Raw genomic sequence first — 25,353 nt, 5'->3', positions numbered from 1 at the left:
GATCGACCTTCCGGGCGGGTGTGCGCCTTATACCGGACCGGGGCCGTTTCGGCGCGCGCTTTCACTGGATTCGGTGTAGGTTCTGCGCAGAAGGTGCTCCTCGGCCGGGCGATCGGACCCTCATAAGTCGATCCACCGCGGGCGAGGAGCACTTTCTTCACGTTATTCGGCTGCTGTGGTTTACACAATCCGTCAGATCGCCAGAAGGCTCGGCGAAAAGAACGGTTATCTGGACAGCTGGACCGGCGGTCAGTCGACTGTTTTCACGACGAACTCGACGTCGAACTGGCCCTGGGAGTCACATCGCTGGTTGGACGGCGTCCTGGTCTCGATCTTGAACCAGACCTCATCTGTGTCCAGCGCCCGTGGCAGGGTGGATGCGGCCAACGTCTCCGTTGGGTAGCGGGTGGAAGTGAAGTGGTGGGTGAAGTAGCTGCTGGTTTCTTGCTCATTGGTGAACAGGATGCCGAGGTGCAGCGGTCCGCAGCCGTCGTCGACGGAATCGTTGCCGACCACTAACACGTCGGCCTGAAGGGTGGTCCCTGGTGTGATCTCGAAGCGGTAGAAGTTCTCTTCCTCTCGGAGCACTACGTCGGTGTAGGTGGTGTTGAGCTGACCGGTGTTGGCCCGCTGCGGGATGGGGGCACCTTCGAAGCGGATTCCTTCGGCCACCACCCGGCGCTCTTCACGCTGGGTGATCTGCCGCAGCGTGTTCGCTAGCTCATCGGCGCTGTCGACGTCGTAGAAAACACCATGGCCGACGTCGGCGATGCAACCGAGTTCTTCGCGAGCCTGCTCATTGTCCTCCAGCGCGAAACCCACGGTGTGGATGGTGAGGTCGATGCCGTCCTCGGCCAGGTCGGCGGCCACCTCGCAGGGCGGCGGGGGAGCGCAGGTGTCTTCTCCGTCGGAGACGAGGATGATAGACCTCGGGCCTTCGGGTGGCAGGTCGCTGCCGGCGTCCCGTAGTGCCTGGCCGATGGGTGTCCACCCGGCGGCCTGGAAGCCGTCGATCGCGTCGAGCATGGCGGCCCGGTCGAGTGGTGCCACGGGGTGGATCAGCTCGGTGTCCCGGCAACCCACCTCGCGATCGTCGCTGGCCGATGTGCTGCCGAAGACCCGGAGGCCGACGTTGGTGCCGTCGCCGAGTCCGTTGACGACCCCCCGCAAGGCATCCTTGGCGGCCGCGAGCCGGGTGGTTTCGCCGTCACCGAGGTCGGCTTCGTTCATCGAACCGGAGGCGTCCATGACGAGCATGATGGCGGTGCTGTCGCTCTCGTCCCGGACCTCCTGGTTCTCCGGGGCGGGCGGATCGGAGTCATCGTTGTCCGGTGTGCCGGAATCGGTGCCGGGATCCTCGGAATGGTCGTCGGACCCCTCGCCGTCGGCGTCCGGATCCGGTTGCGGGTCTGGCGTGACGACGTGGGTGGGATCCGGAGTGTCGTTGGACAGCGCGGTGGTGTCGCCGGAGCTGACCTCGGCGCCGCAGGCGCTCACGAGTAGCACGGCGGAGAGAATGGCAGCGGCGACGAGTCCGGGCCGGCGGGTACGGGGTGTTCGGTGCATTGATCCGGTCCTCTCAAGAGCGGTCAACTAGCTGGTAAATCGACCGTAGAGGCCGGTTGTCGCGCTGATAGTGCCGTCGTGTCGCAGCCCTGCGACACGGGTAGCAGACCGGATACACGAGTCATGGCGCGGACGGCACCGACGCCGGGAGCCGCACCGTGACGACCGTGCCGTGGCCGTCCCGGCTGCGAAGGGCCACCGTGCCACCGTGCCGGACGATCACGGCTCGCACCATCGCCAGGCCGAGGCCCATCCCGGGGGTGCCACGCGCGGCCTGACCGCGGGCGAGTTCGTCCCAGACCTGACCGACCTCCTCGAAGGGGATGCCGATACCGGTGTCGGCGACTTCGACGACGACGTACGCCTGGTCGTCGTGGGCGCGTAGTTCGATGTGATCGTCGTCGCTGGTGAACTTCACCGAGTTCGCGAGGAGGTTGTAGAAGGCGAGGAACAGCAAGTCGCGGTCACCGGCGACCGGAGACAGCGGCCACGGCGCCTGAGGCACCGTCAGCGTGATGCTGCGCCGCTCGGCGCCGTCCAGCTCTTTCGCCGCGTCGCGTACCTCGTCGAGGAGGTCGGGCAGGTCGACTGAGTCTTGTTCGATCGGGCGGGTCTCGAGTTCGGCCAGCTTGCGCAGGTCGGCCACGAGGTCGGCGATCCGCTGGGCCTGGGTCGCCACACTTTCGACGACGGATGAGGCCCGGCGATCGGCGCTCTCCTCCAGCACCCCGGACAGGTTGGCGATACCCACCTGCATGGCGGTGACCGGGTTCTTGAGCTCGTGGTCGAGCCGCAGCATGAACCGGTGGTGGTTGGCCGTCGCGACCTGCTCAGCGGCGGCGGCCGCTTCCGCCCGGACGTGAGACATCCGGGCGCGGATCAGCACGGGCACCATCACCAGGGCGGTAGCCAGGAGGCCGGCGACGAGGATCGCCGCCCACAGGTGGGCCCACACGGTGAGCCGGGCGGCTGCATCGGTGCCATAAACGGCCGCCGCGGCGACGATTCCGGCGACGGCGGGCACCGCCGTCAGCACCACATGGATCGTTCGTGGCCCGCTGCGCACGGGGTGGACGGCCTCGGTGCGCACCACGTCGCTCATTGGCCACCCCGTTCGATGCGTCCGCAGAAGCGGTAACCGAGCCCGGGCACCGTCTCGATCCAGGTGGGCGCCGACGGATCGTCGTCGAGGAGGCGGCGTAGTTCGGCGACCCGGTTGTCGACGGCGCGCGTGCCGACCGGGGTGGCGAACCCCCACAACACTTCGAGCAACCGTTCCCTGGTCAGTAGTTCATCCGGATGGGTCAGCAGGTAGTCGAGCAGCGTGAGCGCTTTCGGGGTCAGGGTGAGCTGGCGTTCACCGAGCCAGGCCCGGCGGGCTACCCGGTCGAACCGGAGTGGGCCACTGCGCAGCACACCCTCGGTGGCCAGCGGTGGCCGCCCGGGGCGGGCCCGGCGGAGTACGGCCCGGATCCGGGCGATCAGCTCCTGCGGGTCGAAGGGTTTGTTGAGGTAGTCGTCGGCGCCTTCTTCCAGCGCCATGGCCCGCTCGCCGGCCTCGCCGACCTGGGTCAGCAGGACGACCGGGGTGTGACGGCCGTCGCCCCGGAGGCGGCGGAGCACCTCGCGTCCGTCGAGCCGGGGCATCATGACGTCGAGGACACACAGGTCTGGATCGACGTCGGCGACGGCGGCCAGAGCGGCGGCTCCGTCGTGGACGACGTGGACGCTGAACCCGGAACGTTCGAGGAACGGCCCGAGGTTGTCGGTGATAGCTCGTTCGTCGTCGGCCAGCAGCACGACGGGACGTCCATGCTCGTCGTTCGTATTCAGGCCAACCACCCCAAACATCATGCGGCGGCCAGATCATAGCGGAGCCCGGCGACGCGCACCCGTGGTGCCCGCCGGATGAGCAACAACTGGCGGGAGGACGACGCCGGGAGACGCCGGGAGCCGCAAGGACGGGTTGGTCGGCTACGTGACAGGCCAGCGGATCTCGGTGCGGAGCTCGGCGTCGTCGCTGACATCGGCTGGGGAGTTGAGATAGATGTCGTACGGCTCACCGGTCAGGGTGAGATCGTGTTCGCTGACCCATTTCTCGAGGTCCGCGTACGCCTGGGGGATGTCGTCGTACGACCCGGTGTGAACAGTGGCGGCGACCCGCCCTCCGGCTGAAGTGTGGACGGCAAGGCCGTCTGGCATCTCGGTCGCCTGGACCAAGGGCGCGCAGGCCTCGACGGTCCACGTGTCTTCATGCAGGTCGTAGTAGACCAACCGAGGTGGGCCCGCCGGAACCAGCCCGGCTTGATCGATGGCGTGGTAGATCTGTTGGTAGGCGCTGCTCACCTCGTGTCCCAGCTCGCCGGCCTTGGCGGTGATCCGCACTCCGACGAGCACCTCGGGTTCCACCGTCTTGACGGTGATCTCCTGGCTCATGGCGTCCTCCGGATGTGACAGGTGTTCCTCTTTTCCCTTCCCACCATGTCGTCGTTCGGTGCCGCCAGCCAGAGGCTTTCGGCTGGCGCTGATGCGGCCGAACGGCGACGACGGGGGTGGTTGCGGGGGTACCCATCGTGGGTGACGATCGTCGTCAGGAAGAGGACGGTGGTGGACATGCGCAGACGACCGGTCGCCTCGTCGGTGATCGAGTCCGTGGGGTACGACGCGGCCAGCCGGACACTGGAGGTGGCGTTCCACTCTGGCTACGTGTACCAGTACCTGGACGTGCCGGAGTTCGACGTCGCGGGCCTTCTTCGGGCGGAGAGCAAGGGGCGTTTCATCAACGAGCGGATCAAACCCAGATATCGGGTCGTCTACGTGCAGGAGTGACGCCAGGGTTGTGGACCGAAGGCAGTGTGCGTACACTGGGTGCACAGAATGAACATGGATGGTGGTGTCATGCCTCGTATCGATGCCCAGTGGCAGGAGCGCCGGAGTCAGCGGCTGCACGTGCGCGTGTCGCCGGATTTCAAAACGCGGCTTGAGCGGGCCGCGCGAGAGGTGGAGATGAGCGTGTCCGACTTCGTGGTGCGGGCGGTCAGTGACCGAGTCGAGCACGTTCTTGGTGACGGGTCGGCGGGTGCGGGCGAGACGAGCGCACAGCTGGTCGACGCCCTGGGGGTCGAGGCCACGCAGATGGTGCACCAGATGGCGGCCGCGGAGGGGGCTTCCCGGGATGAGGTGGTGCGGCGGCTGCTCGGCCGGGCGCTCGCTGGGGTCGGTGATGACCTGGCGGCGGATCTCGCTGCCCTCGACGCGTCGTTCGGGGCGTACCCCGACATCGAGATCACACCCCGGGGTGTGGATGAGCGGGCGCGTCATCTGGCCAGCGTGCGAGCAGACGAGGACTGATGCTGGTCGACAGCGATGTTTTGATCGCGCACCTTCGCGGTCTGGATGCGGCCCGGGCATGGCTGCTCCAGGCCCGTCAGGCGGGGCCGCTGAGTATCAGTGTGGTGTCGGTGGCTGAGCTGACCGGAGGCATGCGGTCCGGGGAGCGCCGCGAGGTCTGGTCGTTGCTCGGCGCGTTTCGGGTGGAGCCGGTGACCGAGGTGGTGGCCCGCCGGGCGGGGGAGTTTACTCGGCAGTACCGGCGTAGCCATGACGGCATCGGCTTGGGTGACTACATGATCGCCGCCACCGCGGATGTGCGGGGGCTGCGGCTCGCCACACTCAACGTCCGGCACTTCCCGATGTTCACCGGTCTCCGGGCGCCCTTCAAGCTCTGAGCGCTCAAGGCTGCACCGGTCACCAAGCCGAACGTCCGGCCTTGGCAGAAGTTGCCGACGCGTCAGGCAACTTCTGCCGGTTGAATCGCCGCATGGGATCGCCACCCACCTCCAGCATCCGCGTCGGCATCGACACCGGCGGTACGTTCACCGACGTCGTCGCCGTCGACGAGCGCACCGGCCGGCTGGCCGCGACCAAGACGCCATCCACCCCGGCCGATCCGGCCGACGGCTTCATGACCGGCCTGCACAAGGTCCTCGACCACCTTGGTGCCGTGCCATCCGCCGTGTCCGCGGTGTGTCACGGCACCACCGTCGCCACCAACAAACTCCTCGAAGGCAAGGTCGACGACCTCGGGTTCGTCACCACCGAAGGGTACGAGCACATGCTCGAGATCGCCCGCCAGTCGGTCCCGGACGGCTACGGCAACAGCTACTTCTGGGTCAAGCCACCCCGGATCGTGCCGGTCGACCGGGTGCGTACCGTCCGGGGCCGGCTGTCGGTCGACGGCACCGTCATCCGGCCGTTCGACGAGGACGACGCGGTCGCGGCCGCCCGGTTCTTCCGTGATCGCGGCATCACCACCATCGGGGTGTGTTTCCTGCACGCCTACGCCAACCCCGAACACGAACTGCTGATGCGCGACGTGTTGGCCCGTGAGCACCCGGAGGCGACGGTGTCGATCTCCTCGGACGTGCTCCGCGAATACCGCGAGTACGAGCGCAGCGTCACCACCCTGGTCGACGCCGCCGTCAAACCGAACATTCGCCGTTATGTCGCCAACATCAGTACCCGCCTGAGCGAGCTGTCGGGGGCCAACGGGCAGGACCACGCTCTGCCGTTCTACGTGATGAAGTCCAACGGTGGAGTGTTGTCCGCCGACGAGGTCGCCTCGCAACCGATCACCACCGTGCTGTCCGGACCGGCGGCGGGTGCACTGGGCGCGGCGGTGGTGGCCGGAACGGCCGGTTACTCCAGTGTGCTCACCCTCGACGGCGGCGGTACGTCCACCGACGTCACCGTCGTCGTCGACGGACACCCGGCGTTGACCACCGAGGGGTCCGTGGGCCGTTACCCCAGCAAGATCCCCATGATCGACGTCGTCACCGTCGGTGCGGGTGGTGGTTCGATCGGGTGGTTGAGTCCCGAGGGAACGTTGAAGGTCGGGCCGCATTCGGCCGGCGCCGACCCGGGCCCGATCTGCTACGGCACAGGGGGCACGGAGCCAACCGTCACCGACGCACACGTCGTGCTCGGCCGGATCCCGCCCCACCTGCTGGGCGGCGAAATCCCACTCGACGCGCCGGCGGCTGCCCGCGGCATCGCGGACCTGGCCGCCCGGCTGAACCTCGACGTCGAGCAGTGTGCCGCCGGCGTGCTGGAGATCTCGGCCTGGAACCAGGCCAACGCCCTGCGCCAGATCACCGTGAAGCGTGGCCTCGACGTCCGCGACTTCACCCTGGTTACCTTCGGCGGCTCAGGTTCCCTGCTGGCCTGTCGCCTGGTGGACGTCCTCGGACTCGACGGGGTCCTGGTACCGGTGAACCCCGGTAACCTCTCCGCGTACGGTCTGCTCACCGTCGACGTGCGCAACGACTACGTCCGCACCGCCGTCGCCCGGCACGCCGAACTGGACCACGCGAGCGTCGCGAAGATCCTTGACGATCTTCGCGCCGAGGCGGACGTGGCACTGCGGCGAGAGGGGTTCGAGCCAGCGCAGCGGCGTTTCGTGCGCACCGCCGACCTCCGGTACTACGGGCAAGCGTTCGAGGTCCGCGTCGACGTTCCGGACGGCCCGGTCACCCCGGAGCTGGCCCAGACGGTCGCCGACGCCTTCCACGACGCGCACCGAGCGCTGTATGGCTACGACTTCCGGGACGACTCCCGCCAGGAGGTCGAATGGGTCAACCTGCGGGTCACCGGGATCGGCCCGATCCGGCGCCCCGAGATGGTCGAGATCGCCCCGGGTACCGGTGCCGTCCCCGCTGCGCAGCGGCGGGTGTACTTCGACGAGTGGCACGACGCCGACGTCTACCAGAGGTCGGCGCTGGGTGCCGGTGACACGGTGACCGGCCCCGCCGTCATCGAGGAGTTCGGGTCCACCGTGCCGGTGCACCCGGGGTTCCAGGTCCGGGTCGACCGGTTCGGGAACCTGCTGATGCGACGGGAGGGCGCGGCATGACCAACAGCAGCTACCACCTCACCGACGGCGTCGCCGCCGACCCGGTCCTGGTGGAGATCGTCCAGGGCTACCTGGCCAGCGTCGAGCAGGAGGTCGAGACCGCCATCGGCCGCACCTCGCGCTCGCCGATGATCCGCGACGCCCATGACTACCGGGCCGGCATCCATGATCGCCATCTGCGCAAGCTGACCGGCCGGTCGTATTCGGCGCTGGTGCATCCGGTGGCCCGGGATTACCCGATCGAGACCATGCGCCCGGGCGATGTGTACTTCCACAACGACGTCTATCTCTCCGAGGGAGGTATCGGGCATCTGCCGGATCTGTGCGTGACCGCCCCGGTGTTTCACCGCGGCGCCGACGGCACCGACTCGGTGGTGGCATTCGTGCAGGCGTTCGGTCACCACGACGACATCGGCGGGGCCGTGCCTGGCTCGATGCCGTCCCGCGCCACCAGCGTGTTCGAGGAAGGCCTGATGGTCCCGCCGATCAAGCTGTGGGACGCCGGAGTGCCCAATGAGGCCGCGCTGAAGATCATGACCAGGAACTCCCGGATGCCGGAGTCGCTGGCGGCCGATCTCGACGCGGAGTGCGCGGCGTGCCTCATGGGTGCCCGGCGCATGGCCGAACTCTTCGGCCGCTACGGTCAGCCGACGGTGGAGGCGTGTTTCGACGCCATCCTCGATCAGACCACCGAGACGTTCCGGCGCGAAGTGCTGTCGAAGATCCCGGCTGGCTCGTACACCTGGGAGGACTACGCCGAACACGACGGCGTCGACGAACCCATGCTGCACCGGCAGCGGATCACGCTGACCAAGTCCGACGCCGACGGCGGCACCCTCACCATCGACTTCACCGGCACCGGCCCGCAGGCGAAGGGGCCGATCAACCACGCCGGCGACTACGCCGACGGGGTGTTCCTGAAGAAGTGGCTGGCACCGGTCCTGCGCAATCTCGCCGACACACCGGAGCGGATGGCCGAGCTGGACGTCAACGAGGGCATCGTGCCGCTCATCCACATGCGATTCCCGCCGCCGGGCACGCTGCTCACCCCAGTGTTCCCAGCGCCGACCAACGCCCGCACCTTCGTCATCCTGCGGATGTTGGGTGTGCTGGCCGGGGCCGTGGCCAAAGCCGTCGACGGTCACATGCCCGCCGACCAGGAGACCATCCGTTACACCGGCGTCTACGGCACGGACACCAATGGCCGGCCGTACCTGATGCGAGAGGTGCTGGGCGGCGGGTCCGGTGGCCGGTACTACGCCGACGGGGAAGACACCATCCACGTCGTCCCCGACTCCCGGAACCTGCCGAGCGAGTTCAGCGAGTCCCGGTTCCCGTTCGTCGTCGAGCGGCTGGGCCTAGCCATCGATTCCGGGGGGCCAGGGCGATTCCGGGGTGGGCTGGGGTACGAGAAACACATCCGGATGTTGCGTGATGCCCACTTCATGTCGATCGCCGACCGCTCGATCCTGTCCTGCTGGGGGGTGCGCGGGGGGCGGGCCGGCCAGCCATTCAGCGTCACCGTCGACCCCGGCGGGCCCAATGAACGTGAGGTGGACGCACTAGCCGACGCCGAGCCAGTGGCCGCCGGGGAGGTCATCCGGATCCGCACCACCGGCGGCGGGGGATGGGGTGACCCGCTGGAGCGCCCGTACGACGACGTCCTCCGGGACATCCGGTGGCGCAAAGTGTCGTTCGGTGGTGCCCGATCCGACTACGGCGTGGTGGCCAGCGGCACCTGCGACGATCCCGTCCTCGACCCGGCCGCGAGTGACGAACTGCGGGCCGAACGACGGGCCGGCCGTGCCGGGGACGAGCCGTTCTTCGATCGTGGACCGGGCTACAGCCGGCTGTCCGGGGGAGCCCCGGCAGCCGGCGTCGACTGGCTCGCGTGAACGTTGTCACACACGATCGACCGATGAGTACGGCCGGCTTTGGCATAGTGTGCTATCGAAACGGCCGGGAACGGCGTCGTATGTTGCCAGGTATTGCCATATCCGTCCCGCTTCGGAGGTAACCGTGGACCACGTGCAGGCGTCCTCGCAGGGCCCGCTGTCCGGGTACGTCGTCGTCGATCTTTCCCGGGCGCTGGCCGGACCCCACGCCGGGATGATGTTGGGTGATCTCGGTGCCCGGGTGATCAAAGTCGAGGCGCCCGGCCATGGCGATGAGTCCCGCGGGTGGGGCCCGCCGTTCGTCGGCGAAGCCGCTGAGCAGGTCTCCACCTACTTCCTGTCCTGCAACCGGAACAAGGAGTCGGTCACCGCCGATCTCAAGAGCGACGAGGGTCGCGAGCTACTCACCCGCCTGGTTCGCCATGCCGACATCCTCGTCGAGAACTTCCGCACCGGGGTGCTCGATCGACTCGGCTTCGGCTTCGACCGGCTGCATGAGATCAACCCACGTCTGGTCATCCTCTCGATCACCGGATTCGGCCACGACGGTCCGGCGGCCGGACGGGCTGGCTATGACCAGATCGCGCAGGGGGAAGCCGGACTGATGAGTATCACCGGCGAGCCGGGCACCCCGACCAAGGTTGGTGTCCCCATCGCGGACCTCTTGGCCGGTATGTACGGCGCTTCGGGGGTGCTGGCGGCGTTGCTGGACCGGGAACGCACCGGCCGGGGGCAGGTGGTGCGCACCTCCCTGCTGGCCTCCGTCGTCGGTGTCCACGCCTTCCAGGGCACCCGGTGGACCGTCGCCGGCGACGTGCCGGAACCCACCGGCAACCACCACGCGGCGATCGCGCCGTACGGGCTGTTCCGAGCCGCCGACGGCGCCCTGCAGGTGGCGGTGGGCAGCGAGGCACAATGGCGGTCGTTCGTCGAGGCCGTCGGACTTACCCCGGACGATCCACGATTCACCACCAACGCCGAACGGGTGCACCATCGCCAAGAGCTGATCGACGAGATCGAGCGGGTCTTCGCCACCGCACCGTGTGACCACTGGTTGGGCCGGCTGGAGCAGGCCGGGATCGCCTGCGGGAAAGTGCGCACCCTCGACCAGGTCTACGAGTGGGAGCAGACCCGTTCGCAAGGACTCCTGGTGGACGTGGAGCATCCCGAGCTCGGCTCGTTCCAGCTGCCCGGTCCGCCGTTGCGGTTCGACGGGGCGCCGGCGCGAGACCACGCGGCACCACCCCTGCTCGGGGAGCACAACCAGACGGTGCGCGAATGGCTCGACGAGCTTGACGGGCTCGACCGCGTTGCCGAACGCCGGTAGCGGGGTGTCTGCGGTGCCGCGCCGGTTGGGGGCACTGGAACTCGTCGACCTGGTGCTCGACGACGCGTCGTTCATCCAATGGGATACCGCTGCGGTGGACGTCCCCGCCACCGAGACGTACGCGGCCGAGCTGAGGGCAGCTCGGGAACAGACCGGCCTCGACGAAGCGGTAGTCACGGGGGAGGGGCGGCTGCGTGGGCGCCGGGTGGCGGTAGCGGCCGGTGAGTTCGCCTTCCTGGGCGGGTCCATCGGCGTCGCGGCGGCCGAGCAGTTGACCACCAGCATCGAGCGGGCCACAGCGGAGGGGTTGCCGCTACTGGCGGCACCCGTCTCCGGTGGAACCCGAATGCAGGAAGGCACCCTCGCCTTCGTCCAGATGGTCAAGATCACCGCGGCGGTCACCGCGCACCGGGCGGCCGGCCTGCCGTTCCTGGTGTACCTGCGCCATCCCACCACCGGCGGGGTGCTGGCGTCGTGGGGCTCGCTCGGACACGTCACCGTGGGAGAACCCGGTGCGCTGATCGGGTTCCTCGGGCCACGCGTGTACCAGGCGCTGTACCAGCGAGAGTTCCCGCAGGGTGTCCAGGTGGCCGAGAACCTGTACGCCCACGGGCTGCTCGACGCCGTGCTGGCACCCGAGCACCTCGCCGAGATCGCCCACCGCGCGCTGAGTGTTGTGATGGCACCTCGCGACGGGCTGCCACCGGTGCCGGAGCTACCCAAGGAGCCGCTGGCCGACATCCCCGCGTGGGAGTCGGTCACCCGGTCCCGCCGGCCCGGGCGGCCAGGTGTGCGGCGGCTGCTACGCGTGGCGGCCACCGACATCGTCACGCTCAACGGCACCGGTGAAGGCGAACGGGACCCCGGCCTGTTGTTGGCGCTGGCTCGGTTCGGCGGCGCGCCGTGTGTGGTGCTGGGCCAGGACCGACGCGGGCAGGCCCGCGGTCCCGAGCCCATGGGGCCGGGTGCGTTGCGGGAGGCTCGCCGCGGGATGCGGCTGGCCGCCGAGTTGGGGCTGCCGCTGGTCACCGTCGTCGACACCCCGGGCGCAGCGTTGTCGAAAGCCGCCGAAGAGGGCGGGATGGCCGGTGAGATCGCCCGGTCGCTAGCCGATCTGGTCACTCTCGACGCGTCGACCCTGTGTCTTCTGCTGGGCGAGGGCACCGGCGGTGGCGCGTTGGCGCTGGTTCCGGCCGACCGGGTCATCGCCGCCCAACATGCGTGGCTGTCACCGCTGCCGCCCGAAGGGGCGAGCGCCATCATGTATCGCACCACCGAACATGCCGCCGACGTCGCCCGAGCTCAAGGTGTGCGCTCGCTGGACCTCCTGCGTAACGGCATCGTCGACCGGATCATCGCCGAACACGACGACGCCGCCGACGAACCCGACGACTTCTGCCGCCGCGTCGGTCAGGTCCTGCAGTACGAACTCACCCGCCTGCTGGAGGCGCCTCCGGACGAGCGGCACGCGGCTCGGCTGCGCCGCTACCGCCACCTCGGAACCCGGTGATCAGCTATTTCCGCCGAGAAGACGTGATAGTTCGGCGAGGTGGTCCAGGCGCGTCTCCAGCGGCGCATGGTCCGGGTGCTTGCCGTCGCGGTAGGCGCTGACCGCCGGTTCCCGGTCTTCGCGCGACAACCGATGTCCAGCTCGCGTCACGGCACTGACCGGCCCAGACGGCGTTGGGATCGGCAGAAAGGCCAGCGGTTTCACTGAGCTGAGGTCGCGTAGTTCCGACGGGAAGACATCCGCCTCCGCGGCGGCGAGTGTGCGGATCGTCGCCGCGAGCGTAGCGGGCTGGCCGGTGATGATGGCGGCTGACCGGTCAGCGGCCAAGTCTCGGTGGTGCCCGAGGCCCCTCGTCGCATAGCCGGCCGGGATGAGGAAGAGCACGAACCCAATGGTGGCGATGCCCGCGACGGTGATACCGAGCTGGACGAACCATCGGGTCACCACGAGCGCCGGAATGACCGTGAGCCCGAGTAGCACATTGAGCCTGGGCGGGCGGTTGATGTGCTGTGGTAGCTCGCGATTCCTGGCAAACCGCGGATACCAGGTCCATCCGCACTTCCGGGCGATCCAGCAGATACGCCACTCGGCTCGCGAAAGAAGATCAACGACGAGTGTCGACGGAGCGGCCATCGCGGTCATGGCATAGGTGGCAGCGGTCATCACCTCGGCGTCCCGGTGGGTCACGTGGGCCAGCTCGTGCGCCAGAACCGCATCGAGTTGCGCGTCGTCGGTGATATCGAGCAGGCCACGGGTGACGGCGACAGTGGGACGTCGCCCGGGCAACCGGAAGGTAAAAGCGTTGGGCAACGCGGTATCGATGACCTTGAGTTTCGGTTTGGGCAGGTTGGCCAGGGCGCAGAGCCGATCGACGATGACATGTAGCCGGGGCTCGTCGCTGCGCTCGGGTGAGGTGATGCCGAGCTCGCTGGGCAGCGTTTCGAGCACGCCACTTCGGTAGAGCAGGACGGCCGCGATCACCGGCAGAACCAAGCCGAACCACCACGGCAACCCGAAGACGAGGTGGAGGAGCCCGGCAAACAGCAGGCCGTAGCCGAGGCTCACCAACAGCAGGATGAGCCAAGCGCGAACGATCCGGAACGTGTGCACGGGGCTAGCGTGGAGAGGTGGATCGGGCACGTGTCCCCTTTTCGTCCGCTCACGATCGCCCAGCCGTGCAGGTGAGGTGACTGATTGTAACGAGGCCGCGGCAGCGGCCGGGCGGGTGTGGACGTGACGCAGCCGGGCGATCGTCGATTGCTGCCGAAACCGGGCCGTTGTTTAGGCGAACCTCACCATCGTTCCTGGCCGTGCCCGGTCTTTAGGCTCGACGTACGCGTTCGGCCCATGATCATGAACACTTTGCCGCGCTATCGCACGGCAAAGTGTTCATGATCACCGGTAGGAGGAGGTGGTGGTATGCGCGCGCTCATCGCTCTGGGCGGCAATGCCATGACCGCGCCCGACGGCAGCGCCCGCCCGGACGCTCAGATCAAGGCGGTCGCCGTCGCCATGCAGCCGGTGGCCGACCTCGTCGCGGACGGTTACGAAGTGGTCCTCACCCACGGCAACGGCCCGCAGGTCGGCAACCTCCTGGTCAAGAACGAGCTGGCAGCGTCGGTGGTGCCGCCGGTCACCCTCGACTGGTGCGGCGCGCAGACCCAGGGCACCATCGGCTATATCGTCGTCAACGCTCTCGAACGGGCACTAGCCGAGCGTGGTGCGCGGCGCCGGGTGGCCGCCATGGTCACCCGCACCCGGGTCGATGCTCAAGACCCGGGCCTGTCCACCCCCACCAAACCGATTGGCCGCTACCTCCCGGCCGCCGACGCCCGCGTTCTGATCGACCACGGTCAGGTGTGGGAAGACCGCGGTGAGCGTGGCTGGCGACGAGTGGTGGCCAGCCCGGAGCCGGTAGAGATCCTCGACGCCCCAGCCGTGTCGGCCCTGCTGGGTGCGGGGTTCGTGGTGGTCGCCAACGGTGGCGGCGGGATCCCCGTCGTGCGGAGACCCGACGGCAGCATCGAGGGTGTGGAGGCCGTCATCGACAAAGACTTGGGTGCCGCCCTGCTGGCCCGCACCCTGAGCATCGACGTGTTGGTGATCGCCACCGACGTCGAGGCCGCCGTGCTCGGCTTCGGCACGGCCGACGCCGCCGCGTTGGGCCGGGTCGACGTCGCCACCCTGCGCACCCACGCCGCCGCTGGTGAGTTCGCCGGCGGCAGCATGGGACCCAAGGTAGAGGCGTGTTGCCGATTCATCGAGCAAGGTGGGCACAAGGCCGTCATCACCTCCCTGGATCGCATCGCCGACGGGGTGCGGGCCGAAGCTGGCACCACCGTCGTCGCGTAGCCGCGAAGGCCGGAGACACCGGCCGACAGATATCGAGTACGAAAGGTGGCCGGGAATGCCTGAGCCGATCGAAGTCCGCAAGGTTGCCATCAAGCACGTCAGCGACGCCTCCGGGCTGGCCGAGCTCATCGACACCGGTGTCCTGGAGGCCGACCGCGTCATAGCCGTGGTCGGCAAAACCGAAGGCAACGGCGGTGTCAACGACTACACCAGGATCATCGCCGATCGCGCATTCCGCGACGTGCTCGTCGAGAAAGGCACCCGTACCCCCGACGAAGTGAAGCAGGTACCCATCGTCTGGTCGGGTGGCACCGACGGCGTGATCAGCCCACATGCCACGATCTTCGCCACCATTCCGGCCGACCGCGCCGAACCAACCGACGAGCCGCGGCTGACGGTGGGATTCGCGATGAGCGACACTCTGCTTCCCGAAGAGATCGGCCGGCGCGGCATGGTCGAAAAGGTCGCCGCCGCCGTCGAGGTAGCCATGAAACGGGCCGGGATCACCGACCCCGCCGACGTGCACTACGTGCAGACCAAAACTCCGCTGCTGACCATCCACACCATCCGCGACGCCAAGGCCCGCGGCAAAACGGTCTGGACCGAACACACTCATGAGTCGATGGACCTGTCCAACGGCTGCACCGCGCTCGGGGTGGCGGTCGCCCTGGGCGAGATCGAGATGCCGGACGACGCCGACGTCATGCACAGCCGCGAGCTCTACTCGGCGGTCGCGTCGTGTTCGTCGGGTGTTGAGCTGGACCAGGCGCAGGTCGTGGTGGTCGGCAACGCGAGAGGCGTCGGGGGTCGCTACCGGATCGGGCATGCGGTGATGCGCGACGCTCTCGACGCCGACGGCATCTGGGACTCCATTCGCGACGCCGGGCTGGAGCTGCCGGAGCGGCCGCACCCGAGTGACCTCGACGGCCGACTGGTCAACGTCTTCCTCAAATGTGAAGCCAGCCAGGACGGCACCGTCCGGGGGCGGCGCAACGCCATGCTGGATGACTCCGACGTGCACTGGCACCGCCAGATCAAGGCCGCCGTTGGTGGTGTGTCCGCTGCGGTCACCGGCGACCCCGCGGTGTTCGTGTCCGTGTCCGCGGCTCACCAGGGCCCGGAGGGTGGCGGCCCGGTGGCGGCGATCGTCGACCTTGGTCCCGAACCAACGGGAAACCGCGGCGCCTGACGCTCGCCAGCCTCACCCCGCGGGTCTCACCGGTGAGTCTCACCCCGCGAGTCTCGCCCCGCGGGTCTCACCAGCCACCGCTGTCAGGGCGGGCGCGAGCATTCGCCCTGGTCAGCTAGTTGTCCGGGCTGACAGGTGGCAAACCGGGGGTGGGGTGTGCGGACGCGGTGGGCCGGTGTGGGTTTGTGCAGGCGGACTGTGAAAGAGTCAGGGCTGACTCGCTGAGATCGTGAGGAGGTCGCCCGCCGTGCGTGTGTTGTTCGCCGGTACGCCCGACGTCGCCGTCCCGCCGTTGCGGGCCCTGCTGGCATCGCGGCATGAGGTCGTCGCCGTGTTGACCCGCCCTGACGCGCCGGCTGGGCGGGGGCGCAAGCTGCACCCCAGCCCGGTGGCGCAGCTGGCCGCCGAGGCCGGCATCGAGGTGCTCAAACCCGCCAAACCGCGTGACCCGGAGTTCCTGGAGCGGCTGACCCAGCTGGCGCCCGATTGTGCACCGGTGGTCGCCTACGGCGGGTTGATCCCGCGGGCCGCGTTGGACGTTCCCCACCACGGATGGGTGAACCTACACTTCTCGCTGCTGCCGGCGTGGCGGGGGGCGGCGCCGGTTCAGCACGCCGTACTCAACGGCGACGACGTCACCGGCGCGTGCACCTTCCAACTCGAGGAGGGCCTCGACACCGGGCCGGTGTACGGGCTGGTCACCGAGGAGATCCGGTCCACCGACACCAGTGGTGACCTGCTCGAGCGGCTGTCCAGGTCGGGTGCTGAGCTGCTGGTCCGCACCCTCGACGGGATCGACGACGGCACGCTGCGGGCAGAGCCGCAGCCCGTCGACGGCGTATCGCACGCACCGAAGATCACCGTCGCCGACGGCCAGATCGACTGGACCGCACCCGCGTTGCGGGTGGACCGGCTGGTCCGGGCCTGCACCCCGGCCCCGGGTGCATGGACGACGTTCCGAGGTGAGCGGCTCAAGATCCGGCCGGTCGTCATGGAGCGTGGGCGATCCGCAAACCCGCCCGGTGAGCTGGTCGTGGAGAAGTCGGGTGTGCGGGTCGGCACAGGTAGCCATCCGGTGGTGCTCGGCGAGGTGCAGCCGCACGGGAAACGGGCGATGCCAGCGGTGGACTGGGCCCGAGGTATCCGTCCGGAGCCAGGGGAGCGGCTCGGCTTATGAGCGAGCGGCGCGGATCAGGGGCGGCATCGGGACGGCCGGGGGGCCGGGGTCGGCCGCGTGGCCGATCCGGCCAGCGCAGCAGTGGATTTCACGGTGCCGCCGACGCCGCCCGCTCCGTCGCGTATGAGACGTTGCGCGCGGTGAGCAGCGACGACGCGTACGCCAACCTCACCTTGGCCGATCGGCTGCGGGCCTGGCGGGTCGACGCCCGTGACGCGGGCTTCGCCACCGAGCTCACCTATGGCACGTTGCGTGCCCTCGGCACCTACGACGACATCGTGCGGGCCAGCTCGGGCCGGGAACCGACCGATCTCGATCCCGCGGTGCTCGACGGCCTCCGGATCGGCATCCATCAGCTGTTGGCCACCCGGGTTCCGCCGCATGCCGCCGTGTCCACCACGGTCGATCTGGTGCGCGAACATACACATGAGGGGGCGGCGCGCCTGGTGAACGCCGTTCTGCGGAAGGTTGGCCGGCAGGACATGGACGGCTGGGTGCGGGAACTCGCCCCCGACCGCGATACCGACCCGGTCGGTCATCTGGCCTTCCGGCATGGCCACCCGGGATGGATCGTGCGCGCGTTCAACGATGCACTCGGTGGCGATCTGGCGGCGGTCGAGGCGGCGTTGGTCGCCGACAACGAGCCCGCACCGGTCACACTCGCGGTCCGCCCCGGCCGCGGCGAGGTGACCGAGTTGGTAGCAGCTGGGGCCAGCCCAGCCCGCTGGTCGCCCTATGGCGCGGTCCTCACCTCGGGTGATCCGGGTCGGCTGCCGGCGGTCCGCAGCGGGCGGGCCGGGGTGCAGGACGAAGGTAGCCAGCTGGTTGCGTTGGCCCTGGCTGAGGTGGAGCTGGACGGCCCGGACGACCGCTGGTTGGACATGTGCGCCGGCCCGGGGGGCAAGGCGGCGCTGCTGGCCGGACTCGCTACAGGCCGCGGGGCGCGGCTGTTGGCGGCCGACCGGCATGAGCACCGTGCCAGGCTGGTCGAACAGGTGCTGCGTGGCGACCCCGGTGAACACGAGGTTCTGGTGGCCGACGCCACGGCCCCGCCGTGGCCGGAGGGCGATTTCGACCGCGTACTGCTCGATGCGCCCTGCACTGGACTGGGTGCGTTGCGCCGTCGCCCAGAGGCGCGCTGGCGGCGCCAGCCCTCGGACGTCGGCGAGCTGCGCTCGTTGCAGGTGTCGCTGCTGGAGTCCGCCGTGTGGTCGGTCCGCCCAGGCGGGGTGATTGCCTACATCACCTGTTCGCCACACCTGGCCGAGACGGTGACCGTGGTCGACGACGTACTGTCCCGTCGCAACGACGTCCACCGCGTCGACGCCCGACCGTATCTACCTGGCGTTCCGGACCTCGGTGACGGGCCCGACGTGCAGCTGTGGCCGCATGTCCACGGCACGGACGCGATGTACCTGGCGCTGCTGCGCCGGGCGTGAGTAGCTGGCCGTCAGAGATCCACGAGCTCGGCCGGTACCACGGTGATGGGGAACGGCTCCCGCACGGTGAGTGGTTCGCTGCCCGTGGCGTGCCCGGCGTCGACGTACTTGCCGCCGACGAGCTGATAGGCATCAACCGACGGTGCGGTGGGGTCGACGATCCAGTACGACGTAACACCCGCGTCGGCGTACTTGGAGAACTTCAGGACCCGGTCCTTGCGCCGGGTGCTGGGGGAGAGGACCTCCACCGCGAGAACCAGTGGCTCGGTGATGTTGCGCTGGCCGATGTCGGCGCGGGCGACCACCAGCACGTCGGGCTGTAGCGACGTGCGGTGATCAGGCTGCCAGTCGAGCGGGGCCACAAACGTCTTCAGATGGCTCGGGCATGAACGGTCGATGGTCTTGTATAGCTCGCCGAGCACTCCTTGATGGAGAGGGATAGGGGCCGGAGTCACCAGGAGCATCCCGTCGAGCAGCTCATACTGCAAACCGTCGTCGGGAAGCTGATGAAGGTCGTCGACTGTCCAGTCATACGACGCACGGGGCATCACCGCCATAACTGTCATTGTGCCTCCACGGGGGCTGGTCGCACCATCGTGACAGACAACCGGCATCGAAATTAGGTTATCCACAGGAAAACATAGGCAAGCCAAGGAAAACATCGGTAAACAAAGATCAAGAATCTTGTTGCCAGTCGGTCGAGCGGCGCCGGCCAGCGCCGTCTACGCTGGTGCGCGTGGGAATCCAGATCGCGCCGAGCATCCTGTCCGCCGACTTCGCCAACCTCGAGGCGGAGATCGGCCGCATTCACAACGCCGACCTCATCCATGTCGACGTCATGGACAACCACTTCGTGCCGAATCTGACCCTCGGCCTGCCGGTTGTGGACGCCATCCTGCGGCGCACCTCCCTCCCGGTGGACTGCCACTTGATGATCGACGACCCGGATCGTTGGGCACCGGCCTACGCCGAGGCCGGTGCACACAGCGTCACCTTCCACGCTGAGGCCGCCAAGGCGCCGGTCCGGCTTGCGCGGGAGATCCGGCACCAGGGAGCCCGCACCGGCGTCGGGTTGAAGCCGGCAACGCCGGTGGAACCATTCGAGGACCTCTTGGGTGAGATCGACATGCTGCTTATCATGACGGTCGAGCCGGGTTTTGGTGGGCAGGCGTTTCTCGACATGTGTCTGCCGAAGATCCGCCGGACCCGGGAGATGGTCAGCCGGTCGGGCCTCGACGTCTGGATCCAGGTGGACGGCGGCGTCTCCAAAGAGACCATCGAACGCTGCGCGGACGCTGGCGCCGACGTCTTCGTGGCGGGGTCGGCCGTCTACGGCGCCGACGACGCCGCAACCGCGGTGGACCAGCTACGCCACCTGGCGGCCGCGGCCCAGCAGTAGCGACCACGGCCCGTCACGGAGAACCATGCCACCCGCCCCCTCCCCTCCGCGTGCACCTGATCTCCGTTTTGACGCCTGATCTTTTTCATGGGGGCAATCAGATGCGCCGACGACGCGTGACCGCCCGATGAGTGCATCTGATCGCATCCCGAGATGTGGACGCGCGGCGATCAGATGCACGGACAAGCCGTTTAAGCCGTGTAGTGCATCTGATCGTCCGATGGGTCCACCACCTCGCCCCTAGGCAGTCTGGAAAAAGGGGGGCATGGGTGTGCCATGGGGTTTGGTCGCGCGACGCGGATCGACGTTAAGGATGTTGACGATCAGATGCACCAACCCACTGATAGACCCCGTTCACGCATCTGATCGCCGCGCATTCACACTCTAAGATCCGATCAGATGTACTCACCGCGTCGTCACCAGCCGCCATGCGTGGTCGGTGCATCTGATTGCCCCCATGAAAAAGATCAGGCGTCAAAACGGAGATCAGGTGCACCTGACGGAGTGCGATGTGTCATATCCGCGCCGGAAGACGACTCGCTAGGCGGCGGTTATACTCCCATTAGGAGAACGAAGCGTGCTCCGGGGCTCGGTGAAATTCCGAACCGGCGGTGACAGTCCGCGACCCGGCTGCCGTCTCGACGAGGCGGTCGGTTGATCCGGTGGAATTCCGGAACCGACGGTGAAAGTCCGGATGGGAGGCAGCACGCAACGGCATCGCCTTGTCGGCGGACGTGTATAAGCGTCCCCGAATCATGGTGTATGTCGGGTTCGGTCGTTGAAGCGACCCATCCCCCCGGAGCCCGCTCGGCTGACGAGCGAGGAGGAGCTCCGGTGGCGGATCACACCGAGCTGGCGGCGATGCGCCGGGCTATCGAGCTGTCCACCCGCGCGTCGTACACAACACCACCCAATCCCGACGTCGGCTGTGTGATCGTCGATGCTGTCGGCGACGTCGCCGGTGAAGGCTGGCACGAACACCCCGGCGGCCCCCACGCCGAGGTCGCCGCATTACGGGCCGCCGGGTCGCGCGCCCGTGGAGGGACCGCCGTCGTCACCCTCGAACCGTGCCACCACCACGGCCGGACCGGCCCCTGCACTCAAGCTCTAGTGGAAGCTGGCATCAGCCGGGTGGTGTTCGCCGTACCGGATCCGAATCCGGTAGCGGCCGGCGGCGGCGCGGCCCTCGAGGCTAGCGGTGTCGACGTCGAGGGTGGCGTGCTGGCCGCGGAAGCCGCCCAAGTGAACGCCCGCTGGCTCGTGCCCTTCCGAACCGGCCGCCCGTTCGTCGTCTGGAAGTTCGCCGCGACGTTGGACGGGCGCAGCGCAGCGGCCGACGGCACCAGTCAGTGGATCACCGGCGGGCAAGCGCGGGCCGACGTGCACCAGCTACGGTCCGCCGTCGACACCGTCGTCGCCGGGATCGGGACGGTTCTGGCCGACGATCCGCAGCTCACCGCCCGCCCGAACGGCACCGCCCGGCCACCGGCCGCCCAGCCTGTGCGGGTGGTGGTTGACTCCGCCGGCCGGACCCCGGCGTCGGCAAAGGTCAGGGACGCCGCCGCACCCACCTGGATCGCCACGGCCGACGAGGTCGGCGCCACCCCGGACGGCCGGGTGGACCTCGTCAAGCTGCTCGCCGCCCTGCACGAGCGGGGGCAGCGCTACGTGATGGTGGAAGGTGGGCCGGTGGTGGCCGGGGCGTTCCTCCGGGCCGGCCTGGTCGACCGCGTCGTCGGATACGTCGCCCCGGCACTACTCGGCGCCGGCGCGAACGCACTAGCGGCGGCCGGCGTCGAGACCGTCGACGACGCGATCCGGCTGCAGATCACCGACCTGACCGTCCTTGGCGACGACCTACGGATCACCGCCGTTCCCCGTATCACCACCGCGAACCTGGAGGTCTGACCATATGTTCACCGGAATCGTCGAAGAACTCGGCCGGGTGATCAAACTCGACGCCGCCGAGACATCGGCCCGGCTGACGGTGCACGGACCACTGGTCGCCTCCGACGCCGTGCACGGTGCGTCCATCGCGGTGAACGGCGTCTGCCTCACCGTCGTCGACGTCGACGACACCAGCTTCACCGTCGACGTCATGCAGGAAACGCTGCGACGATCAGCCATCGCCCACCTCACACCGGACGATCCGGTCAATCTCGAACGCGCGGTCAAAGCCAGCGACCGGCTGGGTGGCCACATCGTCCAGGGGCACGTCGATGGGGTCGGGGTGGTCCGTAGCCGCACCCCGGGGGAGCGATGGGACGTCGTGCGCTTCAGCCTGCCGGAGCCGGTACGCCGCTACGTGGTCGAGAAGGGTTCGATCGCCATCGACGGTGTGTCGTTGACCGTCTCCGGCCTCGGGTCGGACTGGTTCGAGGTCAGCCTCATCCCGACGACGCTGGAGCTCACCACACTCGGTACCCGCCAACCCGGAGAAGAAGTCAACCTGGAGGTGGACGTGATCGCGAAGTACGTCGAACGTCTTCTAGACGCCGGACACTCGACGGCGCCGGCCGGCGGAGCTGCCCCGGCGAACGGCAGTGAGGTGCGGTCATGAGCCAACCGATTCAACTCGACTCCATCGAACGTGCCATCAAGGAGATCGCCGCGGGCCGCGCCGTGGTGGTGGTGGACGACGAAGACCGCGAGAACGAAGGCGATCTCACCTTCGCCGCCGCCCGCGCTACCCCCGAGCTGATGGGTTTCGTCATCCGGCACACGTCGGGTGTGGTGTGTGTGCCGATGACCGGCGCCGAACTGGACCGGCTCAAACTGCCCCCGATGACGCCGGTCAACGAAGATCGCAAAGGCACCGCCTACTCGGTGTCGGTGGACGCTAGGCACGGCATCGACACTGGCATCTCGGCCGCGGACCGCGCGCACACCGCGAAGGTTCTCGCCGATTCGGCCACCGAGGCCTACGAGCTGACCCGGCCCGGCCACGTGTTCCCGCTGCGGGCCAAGGACGGCGGGGTGCTACGCCGGGCCGGGCACACCGAGGCCGCGGTCGACCTGGCGCGGCTGGCTGGTTTCTCGTCGGCTGGGGTGATCTGCGAGATCGTGCACGACGACGGGTCGATGATGCGTGCGCCGGCGTTGCGGCGGTTCGCCGACGAGCACGGCCTGGCGATGGTGTCGATCGCCGACCTGATCCGATATCGGCAGCGACACGAATGGCAGGTGGAGCGGATCGCCACTACCCGGCTACCCACCGCACACGGCACGTTCCGGGCGTACGGCTACCGTGACCTGGTGGCCGAGGTCGAGCATGTCGCCATGGTCATGGGAGACCCGTCGGGCTCCGATCCGGCGCTGGTGCGGCTGCACTCGGAGTGCCTGACCGGGGACGCCTTCGGGTCCTTGCGCTGCGACTGTGGTCCGCAGTTGCAGGCGGCCCTGGCCGCGGTGGCGGCGGCTGGGCGAGGCGTCGTGGTGTATCTGCGCGGGCATGAGGGCCGGGGGATCGGGCTGGCGCACAAGCTGCGCGCTTACGAACTGCAAGATGGCGGCCACGACACCGTCGACGCGAACCTGGAGCTTGGGCTTCCCGCCGACGGACGCGACTACGGCGTCGGCGCCCAGATCCTGGCGGACCTCGGCGTCGAGTCGATCTCCCTGATGACGAACAACCCCGCCAAGCTGACCGGTATCGAGGGGTACGGTCTGGCCATCGCCGAGCGGGTGTCGCTGCCGGTCAACGCACACCCGGAGAACGTGCGGTACTTAAAGACGAAACGCGATCGGTTCGGGCACGACCTGCCCGGCCTCGAAGAACTGGAAGGGAACGTGACGTGAGCGGAGCAGGTGCACCTGACCTGACACTTCAGGCCGACGGGCTGCGGGTAGCCGTGGTCGCCGCGCAATGGCACCAGACCGTGATGGACGGGTTGGTCGACGGTGCCCTGGCCGCGTTGAAAGAGGCTGGACTGGGGGAGCCGACGGTGATCCGGGTGCCGGGTTCGTTCGAGCTGCCCGTCGCGGCTGCCAGGTGCGCGCGGGCCGGGTTCGACGCGGTGGTCGCGCTCGGTGTGGTGATCCGCGGCGGCACCCCCCACTTCGATTACGTCTGCCAGGCGGCCACCGACGGGTTGACCCGGGTGTCCGTCGATACCGGTGTACCCGTCGGCTTCGGTGTGCTGACCTGTGACACCGAGGAGCAGGCGTTGGACCGGGCTGGGCTGGAGGGGTCCCGGGAGGATAAAGGCCGCGAAGCCGCCCAGGCCGCCGTCGCCACCGTCCTCGCCCTCCACCCCCTCCACCCCCTCTCCCTCCACCCCCACTCCCGGTGATCATTGGCTTTTGACTACCGGATCCGGTAGTCAAAAGCCAATGATCACCGGGAAGGGTGGGGGCGCGCTGGGTAGCGGCGCCGCGTAGGCTATACGCACGTGAAGAGCTTCGAGGGCCTGTGGGCCGAGCTGTCGGCGAAGGTGGAGTCCGGTGCGCCCGATTCGGGCACGGTGCAGGCGGTGCGCCAGGGCGTCCATCATGTGGGCAAAAAGGTGGTCGAGGAGGCCGCCGAAGCCTGGATGGCAGCCGAGCATGAGGGTGCTGAACGCGCCGCGGAAGAAATCTCCCAGCTCCTCTACCACGTCCAGGTCCTGATGCTGGCGCGCGGCATCAGTCTCGACGACGTGTACGCCAAGTTGTGAAAGCGAGTCACGATCTTTCATGAATACTCTGCGCATCGCCGTGCCCAACAAAGGATCTCTGGCCGAACCCGCGGCCGAGATGTTGCGGGAGGCCGGCTACCGGCAACGCCAAGATGGTGGGCGCGAACTCGTCCTCTCCGACCCGGAGAACAACGTCGAGTTCTTCTTCCTGCGCCCACGTGACATCGCCGTCTACGTCGGATCGGGCACACTCGACGTCGGCATCACCGGCCGTGACCTGTTGCTCGACTCCCACGCACCGGCACGTGAGCTGCTACCGCTCGGTTTCGCCCGCTCGACCTTCCGGTTCGCCGCCCGGCCCGGTACGGCCACCAACCTGGACGGGTTCAACGGCAAACGGGTGGCGACGTCGTACCGCGGCCTGCTCGAGTCCTACCTGAACGAACGCGGCGTCGACGCTGAAGTGATCAAGCTTGACGGCGCGGTGGAGACCGCGGTCCAGTTGGGTGTCGCGGACATCATCGCCGACGTCGTCGAAACCGGAACGACGCTCCGCCAGGCCGGACTGGAACTGGTCGGCGAGCCGATCCTGAAGTCCGAGGCGGTCCTCGTCACCCGCGCCGAGGGGGATCCGGCCGTCGGTACCGAGTTGCTTCTCCGCCGGCTCAAAGGTGTGCTGGTGGCCCGCCGCTACATCATGATGGACTACGACATCCGCGCCGAGCGGGTCGAAGAAGCCAGCGAACTTACCCCCGGGCTGGAGTCGCCGACGGTGTCGCCGTTGCACCGTGAAGGCTGGGTGGCCGTGCGGTCGATGGTGCCGCGCGATCAGGCGCAGCGGGTGATGGACGAACTCTGGGAGATCGGTGCTCGCGCGATCCTGGTGACCGACATCCTGGCCTGCCGCATCTGAGCGGGGCGGCACCTCGTCGTCCGCCGCGCACACTTGTCAGGCCGGGCGCCGACGTGTCC

At 68.4% G+C, this 25,353-nt stretch carries 24 protein-coding genes and 1 riboswitch; of the genes, 18 read left to right on the top strand and 6 right to left on the bottom strand.

From position 1 onward, the window contains the following. Nucleotides 1-249: 249 nt before the first annotated feature. The 4 genes from G8760_RS22520 to G8760_RS22505 form a co-directional block, all read right to left on the bottom strand. Entirely contained in the window at nucleotides 250-1,566 is a 1,317-nt protein-coding gene (locus G8760_RS22520) for a vWA domain-containing protein (protein ID WP_166355079.1), read from the bottom strand. Nucleotides 1,567-1,687: 121 nt separating this feature from the next. Continuing rightward, nucleotides 1,688-2,668 carry a sensor histidine kinase gene (locus G8760_RS22515; protein ID WP_166355078.1) on the bottom strand — a complete coding sequence of 327 codons (981 nt, stop codon included), beginning with the start codon at nucleotides 2,666-2,668 and terminating at the stop codon, nucleotides 1,688-1,690. Further along, nucleotides 2,665-3,408, bottom strand: a complete 744-nt coding sequence (locus G8760_RS22510) for a response regulator transcription factor (RefSeq protein WP_207782613.1) — start codon at nucleotides 3,406-3,408, stop codon at nucleotides 2,665-2,667. The genes G8760_RS22515 and G8760_RS22510 overlap by 4 nt, the downstream gene beginning before the upstream one ends. A gap of 132 nt (nucleotides 3,409-3,540) precedes the next feature. Beyond that, on the bottom strand, nucleotides 3,541-4,002 hold the full coding sequence (locus tag G8760_RS22505; protein ID WP_166355077.1) for a GyrI-like domain-containing protein: 462 nt from the start codon (nucleotides 4,000-4,002) through the stop codon (nucleotides 3,541-3,543). A 177-nt stretch (nucleotides 4,003-4,179) separates the two neighbouring features. Between G8760_RS22505 and G8760_RS22500 the strand changes: the two genes are divergently transcribed. The 7 genes from G8760_RS22500 (at nucleotide 4,180) to G8760_RS22470 (ending at nucleotide 12,209) form a co-directional block, all read left to right on the top strand. Then, entirely contained in the window at nucleotides 4,180-4,395 is a 216-nt protein-coding gene (locus G8760_RS22500; protein WP_166355076.1) for a KTSC domain-containing protein, read from the top strand. 69 nt (nucleotides 4,396-4,464) lie between these two features. Continuing rightward, the gene (locus G8760_RS22495; RefSeq protein WP_166355075.1) at nucleotides 4,465-4,917 is read left to right on the top strand and encodes a type II toxin -antitoxin system TacA 1-like antitoxin; all 453 of its coding nucleotides are present in this window, start codon (nucleotides 4,465-4,467) and stop codon (nucleotides 4,915-4,917) included. Beyond that, nucleotides 4,914-5,294, top strand: a complete 381-nt coding sequence (locus G8760_RS22490) for a PIN domain-containing protein (RefSeq protein WP_166355143.1) — start codon at nucleotides 4,914-4,916, stop codon at nucleotides 5,292-5,294. Before G8760_RS22495 ends, G8760_RS22490 begins: the two co-directional genes overlap by 4 nt. Nucleotides 5,295-5,386: 92 nt before the next feature. Then, nucleotides 5,387-7,477, top strand: a complete 2,091-nt coding sequence (locus G8760_RS22485) for a hydantoinase/oxoprolinase family protein (RefSeq protein WP_166355074.1) — start codon at nucleotides 5,387-5,389, stop codon at nucleotides 7,475-7,477. Next, nucleotides 7,474-9,372: a hydantoinase B/oxoprolinase family protein gene (locus G8760_RS22480; protein WP_166355073.1), complete on the top strand. Its 1,899-nt coding sequence runs from the start codon at nucleotides 7,474-7,476 to the stop codon at nucleotides 9,370-9,372. Before G8760_RS22485 ends, G8760_RS22480 begins: the two co-directional genes overlap by 4 nt. A 124-nt stretch (nucleotides 9,373-9,496) precedes the next feature. After that, the gene (locus tag G8760_RS22475; RefSeq protein ID WP_207782611.1) at nucleotides 9,497-10,699 is read left to right on the top strand and encodes a CaiB/BaiF CoA transferase family protein; all 1,203 of its coding nucleotides are present in this window, start codon (nucleotides 9,497-9,499) and stop codon (nucleotides 10,697-10,699) included. After that, complete coding sequence (locus G8760_RS22470) at nucleotides 10,665-12,209, top strand: acetyl-CoA carboxylase carboxyltransferase subunit alpha/beta (protein ID WP_246222654.1); 1,545 nt, start codon at nucleotides 10,665-10,667, stop codon at nucleotides 12,207-12,209. Before G8760_RS22475 ends, G8760_RS22470 begins: the two co-directional genes overlap by 35 nt. Here the strand turns inward: G8760_RS22470 and G8760_RS22465 are convergent, their stop codons facing one another. Continuing rightward, complete coding sequence (locus G8760_RS22465; RefSeq protein ID WP_166355072.1) at nucleotides 12,210-13,319, bottom strand: M48 family metalloprotease; 1,110 nt, start codon at nucleotides 13,317-13,319, stop codon at nucleotides 12,210-12,212. A 309-nt stretch (nucleotides 13,320-13,628) separates the two neighbouring features. Here G8760_RS22465 and G8760_RS22460 point away from each other — a divergent pair, with 309 nt between their 5' ends. From G8760_RS22460 to G8760_RS22445, 4 genes are all read left to right on the top strand, one after another. After that, the gene (locus tag G8760_RS22460) at nucleotides 13,629-14,561 is read left to right on the top strand and encodes a carbamate kinase (protein ID WP_166355071.1); all 933 of its coding nucleotides are present in this window, start codon (nucleotides 13,629-13,631) and stop codon (nucleotides 14,559-14,561) included. Between the two features lie 55 nt (nucleotides 14,562-14,616). Continuing rightward, complete coding sequence (gene bar / locus G8760_RS22455) at nucleotides 14,617-15,750, top strand: barbiturase (protein ID WP_166355070.1); 1,134 nt, start codon at nucleotides 14,617-14,619, stop codon at nucleotides 15,748-15,750. A gap of 247 nt (nucleotides 15,751-15,997) precedes the next feature. Further along, nucleotides 15,998-16,927, top strand: coding sequence for a methionyl-tRNA formyltransferase (gene fmt / locus G8760_RS22450; RefSeq protein ID WP_166355069.1), 930 nt, complete (start codon nucleotides 15,998-16,000; stop codon nucleotides 16,925-16,927). Beyond that, the gene (locus G8760_RS22445) at nucleotides 16,924-18,366 is read left to right on the top strand and encodes an RsmB/NOP family class I SAM-dependent RNA methyltransferase (protein ID WP_166355068.1); all 1,443 of its coding nucleotides are present in this window, start codon (nucleotides 16,924-16,926) and stop codon (nucleotides 18,364-18,366) included. Before fmt ends, G8760_RS22445 begins: the two co-directional genes overlap by 4 nt. Nucleotides 18,367-18,377: 11 nt before the next feature. Here G8760_RS22445 and G8760_RS22440 read toward each other — a convergent pair whose 3' ends face one another. Beyond that, the gene (locus G8760_RS22440) at nucleotides 18,378-18,923 is read right to left on the bottom strand and encodes a Uma2 family endonuclease (RefSeq protein WP_166355067.1); all 546 of its coding nucleotides are present in this window, start codon (nucleotides 18,921-18,923) and stop codon (nucleotides 18,378-18,380) included. 179 nt (nucleotides 18,924-19,102) lie between these two features. Between G8760_RS22440 and rpe the strand changes: the two genes are divergently transcribed. The 7 genes from rpe (at nucleotide 19,103) to hisG (ending at nucleotide 25,294) form a co-directional block, all read left to right on the top strand. Further along, nucleotides 19,103-19,765: a ribulose-phosphate 3-epimerase gene (rpe, locus tag G8760_RS22435; protein WP_166355066.1), complete on the top strand. Its 663-nt coding sequence runs from the start codon at nucleotides 19,103-19,105 to the stop codon at nucleotides 19,763-19,765. Nucleotides 19,766-20,339: 574 nt separating this feature from the next. Next, nucleotides 20,340-20,476, top strand: a riboswitch (FMN riboswitch). Between the two features lie 150 nt (nucleotides 20,477-20,626). Beyond that, the gene (gene ribD / locus G8760_RS22430; protein WP_343074447.1) at nucleotides 20,627-21,673 is read left to right on the top strand and encodes a bifunctional diaminohydroxyphosphoribosylaminopyrimidine deaminase/5-amino-6-(5-phosphoribosylamino)uracil reductase RibD; all 1,047 of its coding nucleotides are present in this window, start codon (nucleotides 20,627-20,629) and stop codon (nucleotides 21,671-21,673) included. Nucleotides 21,674-21,677: 4 nt separating this feature from the next. Continuing rightward, nucleotides 21,678-22,325 (top strand): riboflavin synthase, encoded by a 648-nt coding sequence (locus G8760_RS22425; RefSeq protein ID WP_166355064.1) that lies wholly within the window; start codon nucleotides 21,678-21,680, stop codon nucleotides 22,323-22,325. Further along, on the top strand, nucleotides 22,322-23,563 hold the full coding sequence (locus G8760_RS22420) for a bifunctional 3,4-dihydroxy-2-butanone-4-phosphate synthase/GTP cyclohydrolase II (protein ID WP_166355063.1): 1,242 nt from the start codon (nucleotides 22,322-22,324) through the stop codon (nucleotides 23,561-23,563). The genes G8760_RS22425 and G8760_RS22420 overlap by 4 nt, the downstream gene beginning before the upstream one ends. Continuing rightward, nucleotides 23,560-24,057 carry a 6,7-dimethyl-8-ribityllumazine synthase gene (gene ribH / locus G8760_RS22415; protein WP_166355062.1) on the top strand — a complete coding sequence of 166 codons (498 nt, stop codon included), beginning with the start codon at nucleotides 23,560-23,562 and terminating at the stop codon, nucleotides 24,055-24,057. The genes G8760_RS22420 and ribH overlap by 4 nt, the downstream gene beginning before the upstream one ends. A gap of 99 nt (nucleotides 24,058-24,156) precedes the next feature. Then, the gene (locus G8760_RS22410; protein ID WP_166355061.1) at nucleotides 24,157-24,420 is read left to right on the top strand and encodes a phosphoribosyl-ATP diphosphatase; all 264 of its coding nucleotides are present in this window, start codon (nucleotides 24,157-24,159) and stop codon (nucleotides 24,418-24,420) included. A 19-nt stretch (nucleotides 24,421-24,439) separates the two neighbouring features. Then, nucleotides 24,440-25,294, top strand: coding sequence for an ATP phosphoribosyltransferase (hisG, locus tag G8760_RS22405; RefSeq protein WP_166355060.1), 855 nt, complete (start codon nucleotides 24,440-24,442; stop codon nucleotides 25,292-25,294). Nucleotides 25,295-25,353: the final 59 nt, after the last annotated feature.

This window comes from Phytoactinopolyspora limicola, assembly GCF_011320225.1.
Classification (GTDB): Bacteria; Actinomycetota; Actinomycetes; order Jiangellales; family Jiangellaceae; genus Phytoactinopolyspora; species Phytoactinopolyspora limicola.
The sequence above is the reverse complement of the archived record's forward strand: the minus strand, read 5'-3'. Positions and strand labels throughout refer to the sequence as shown.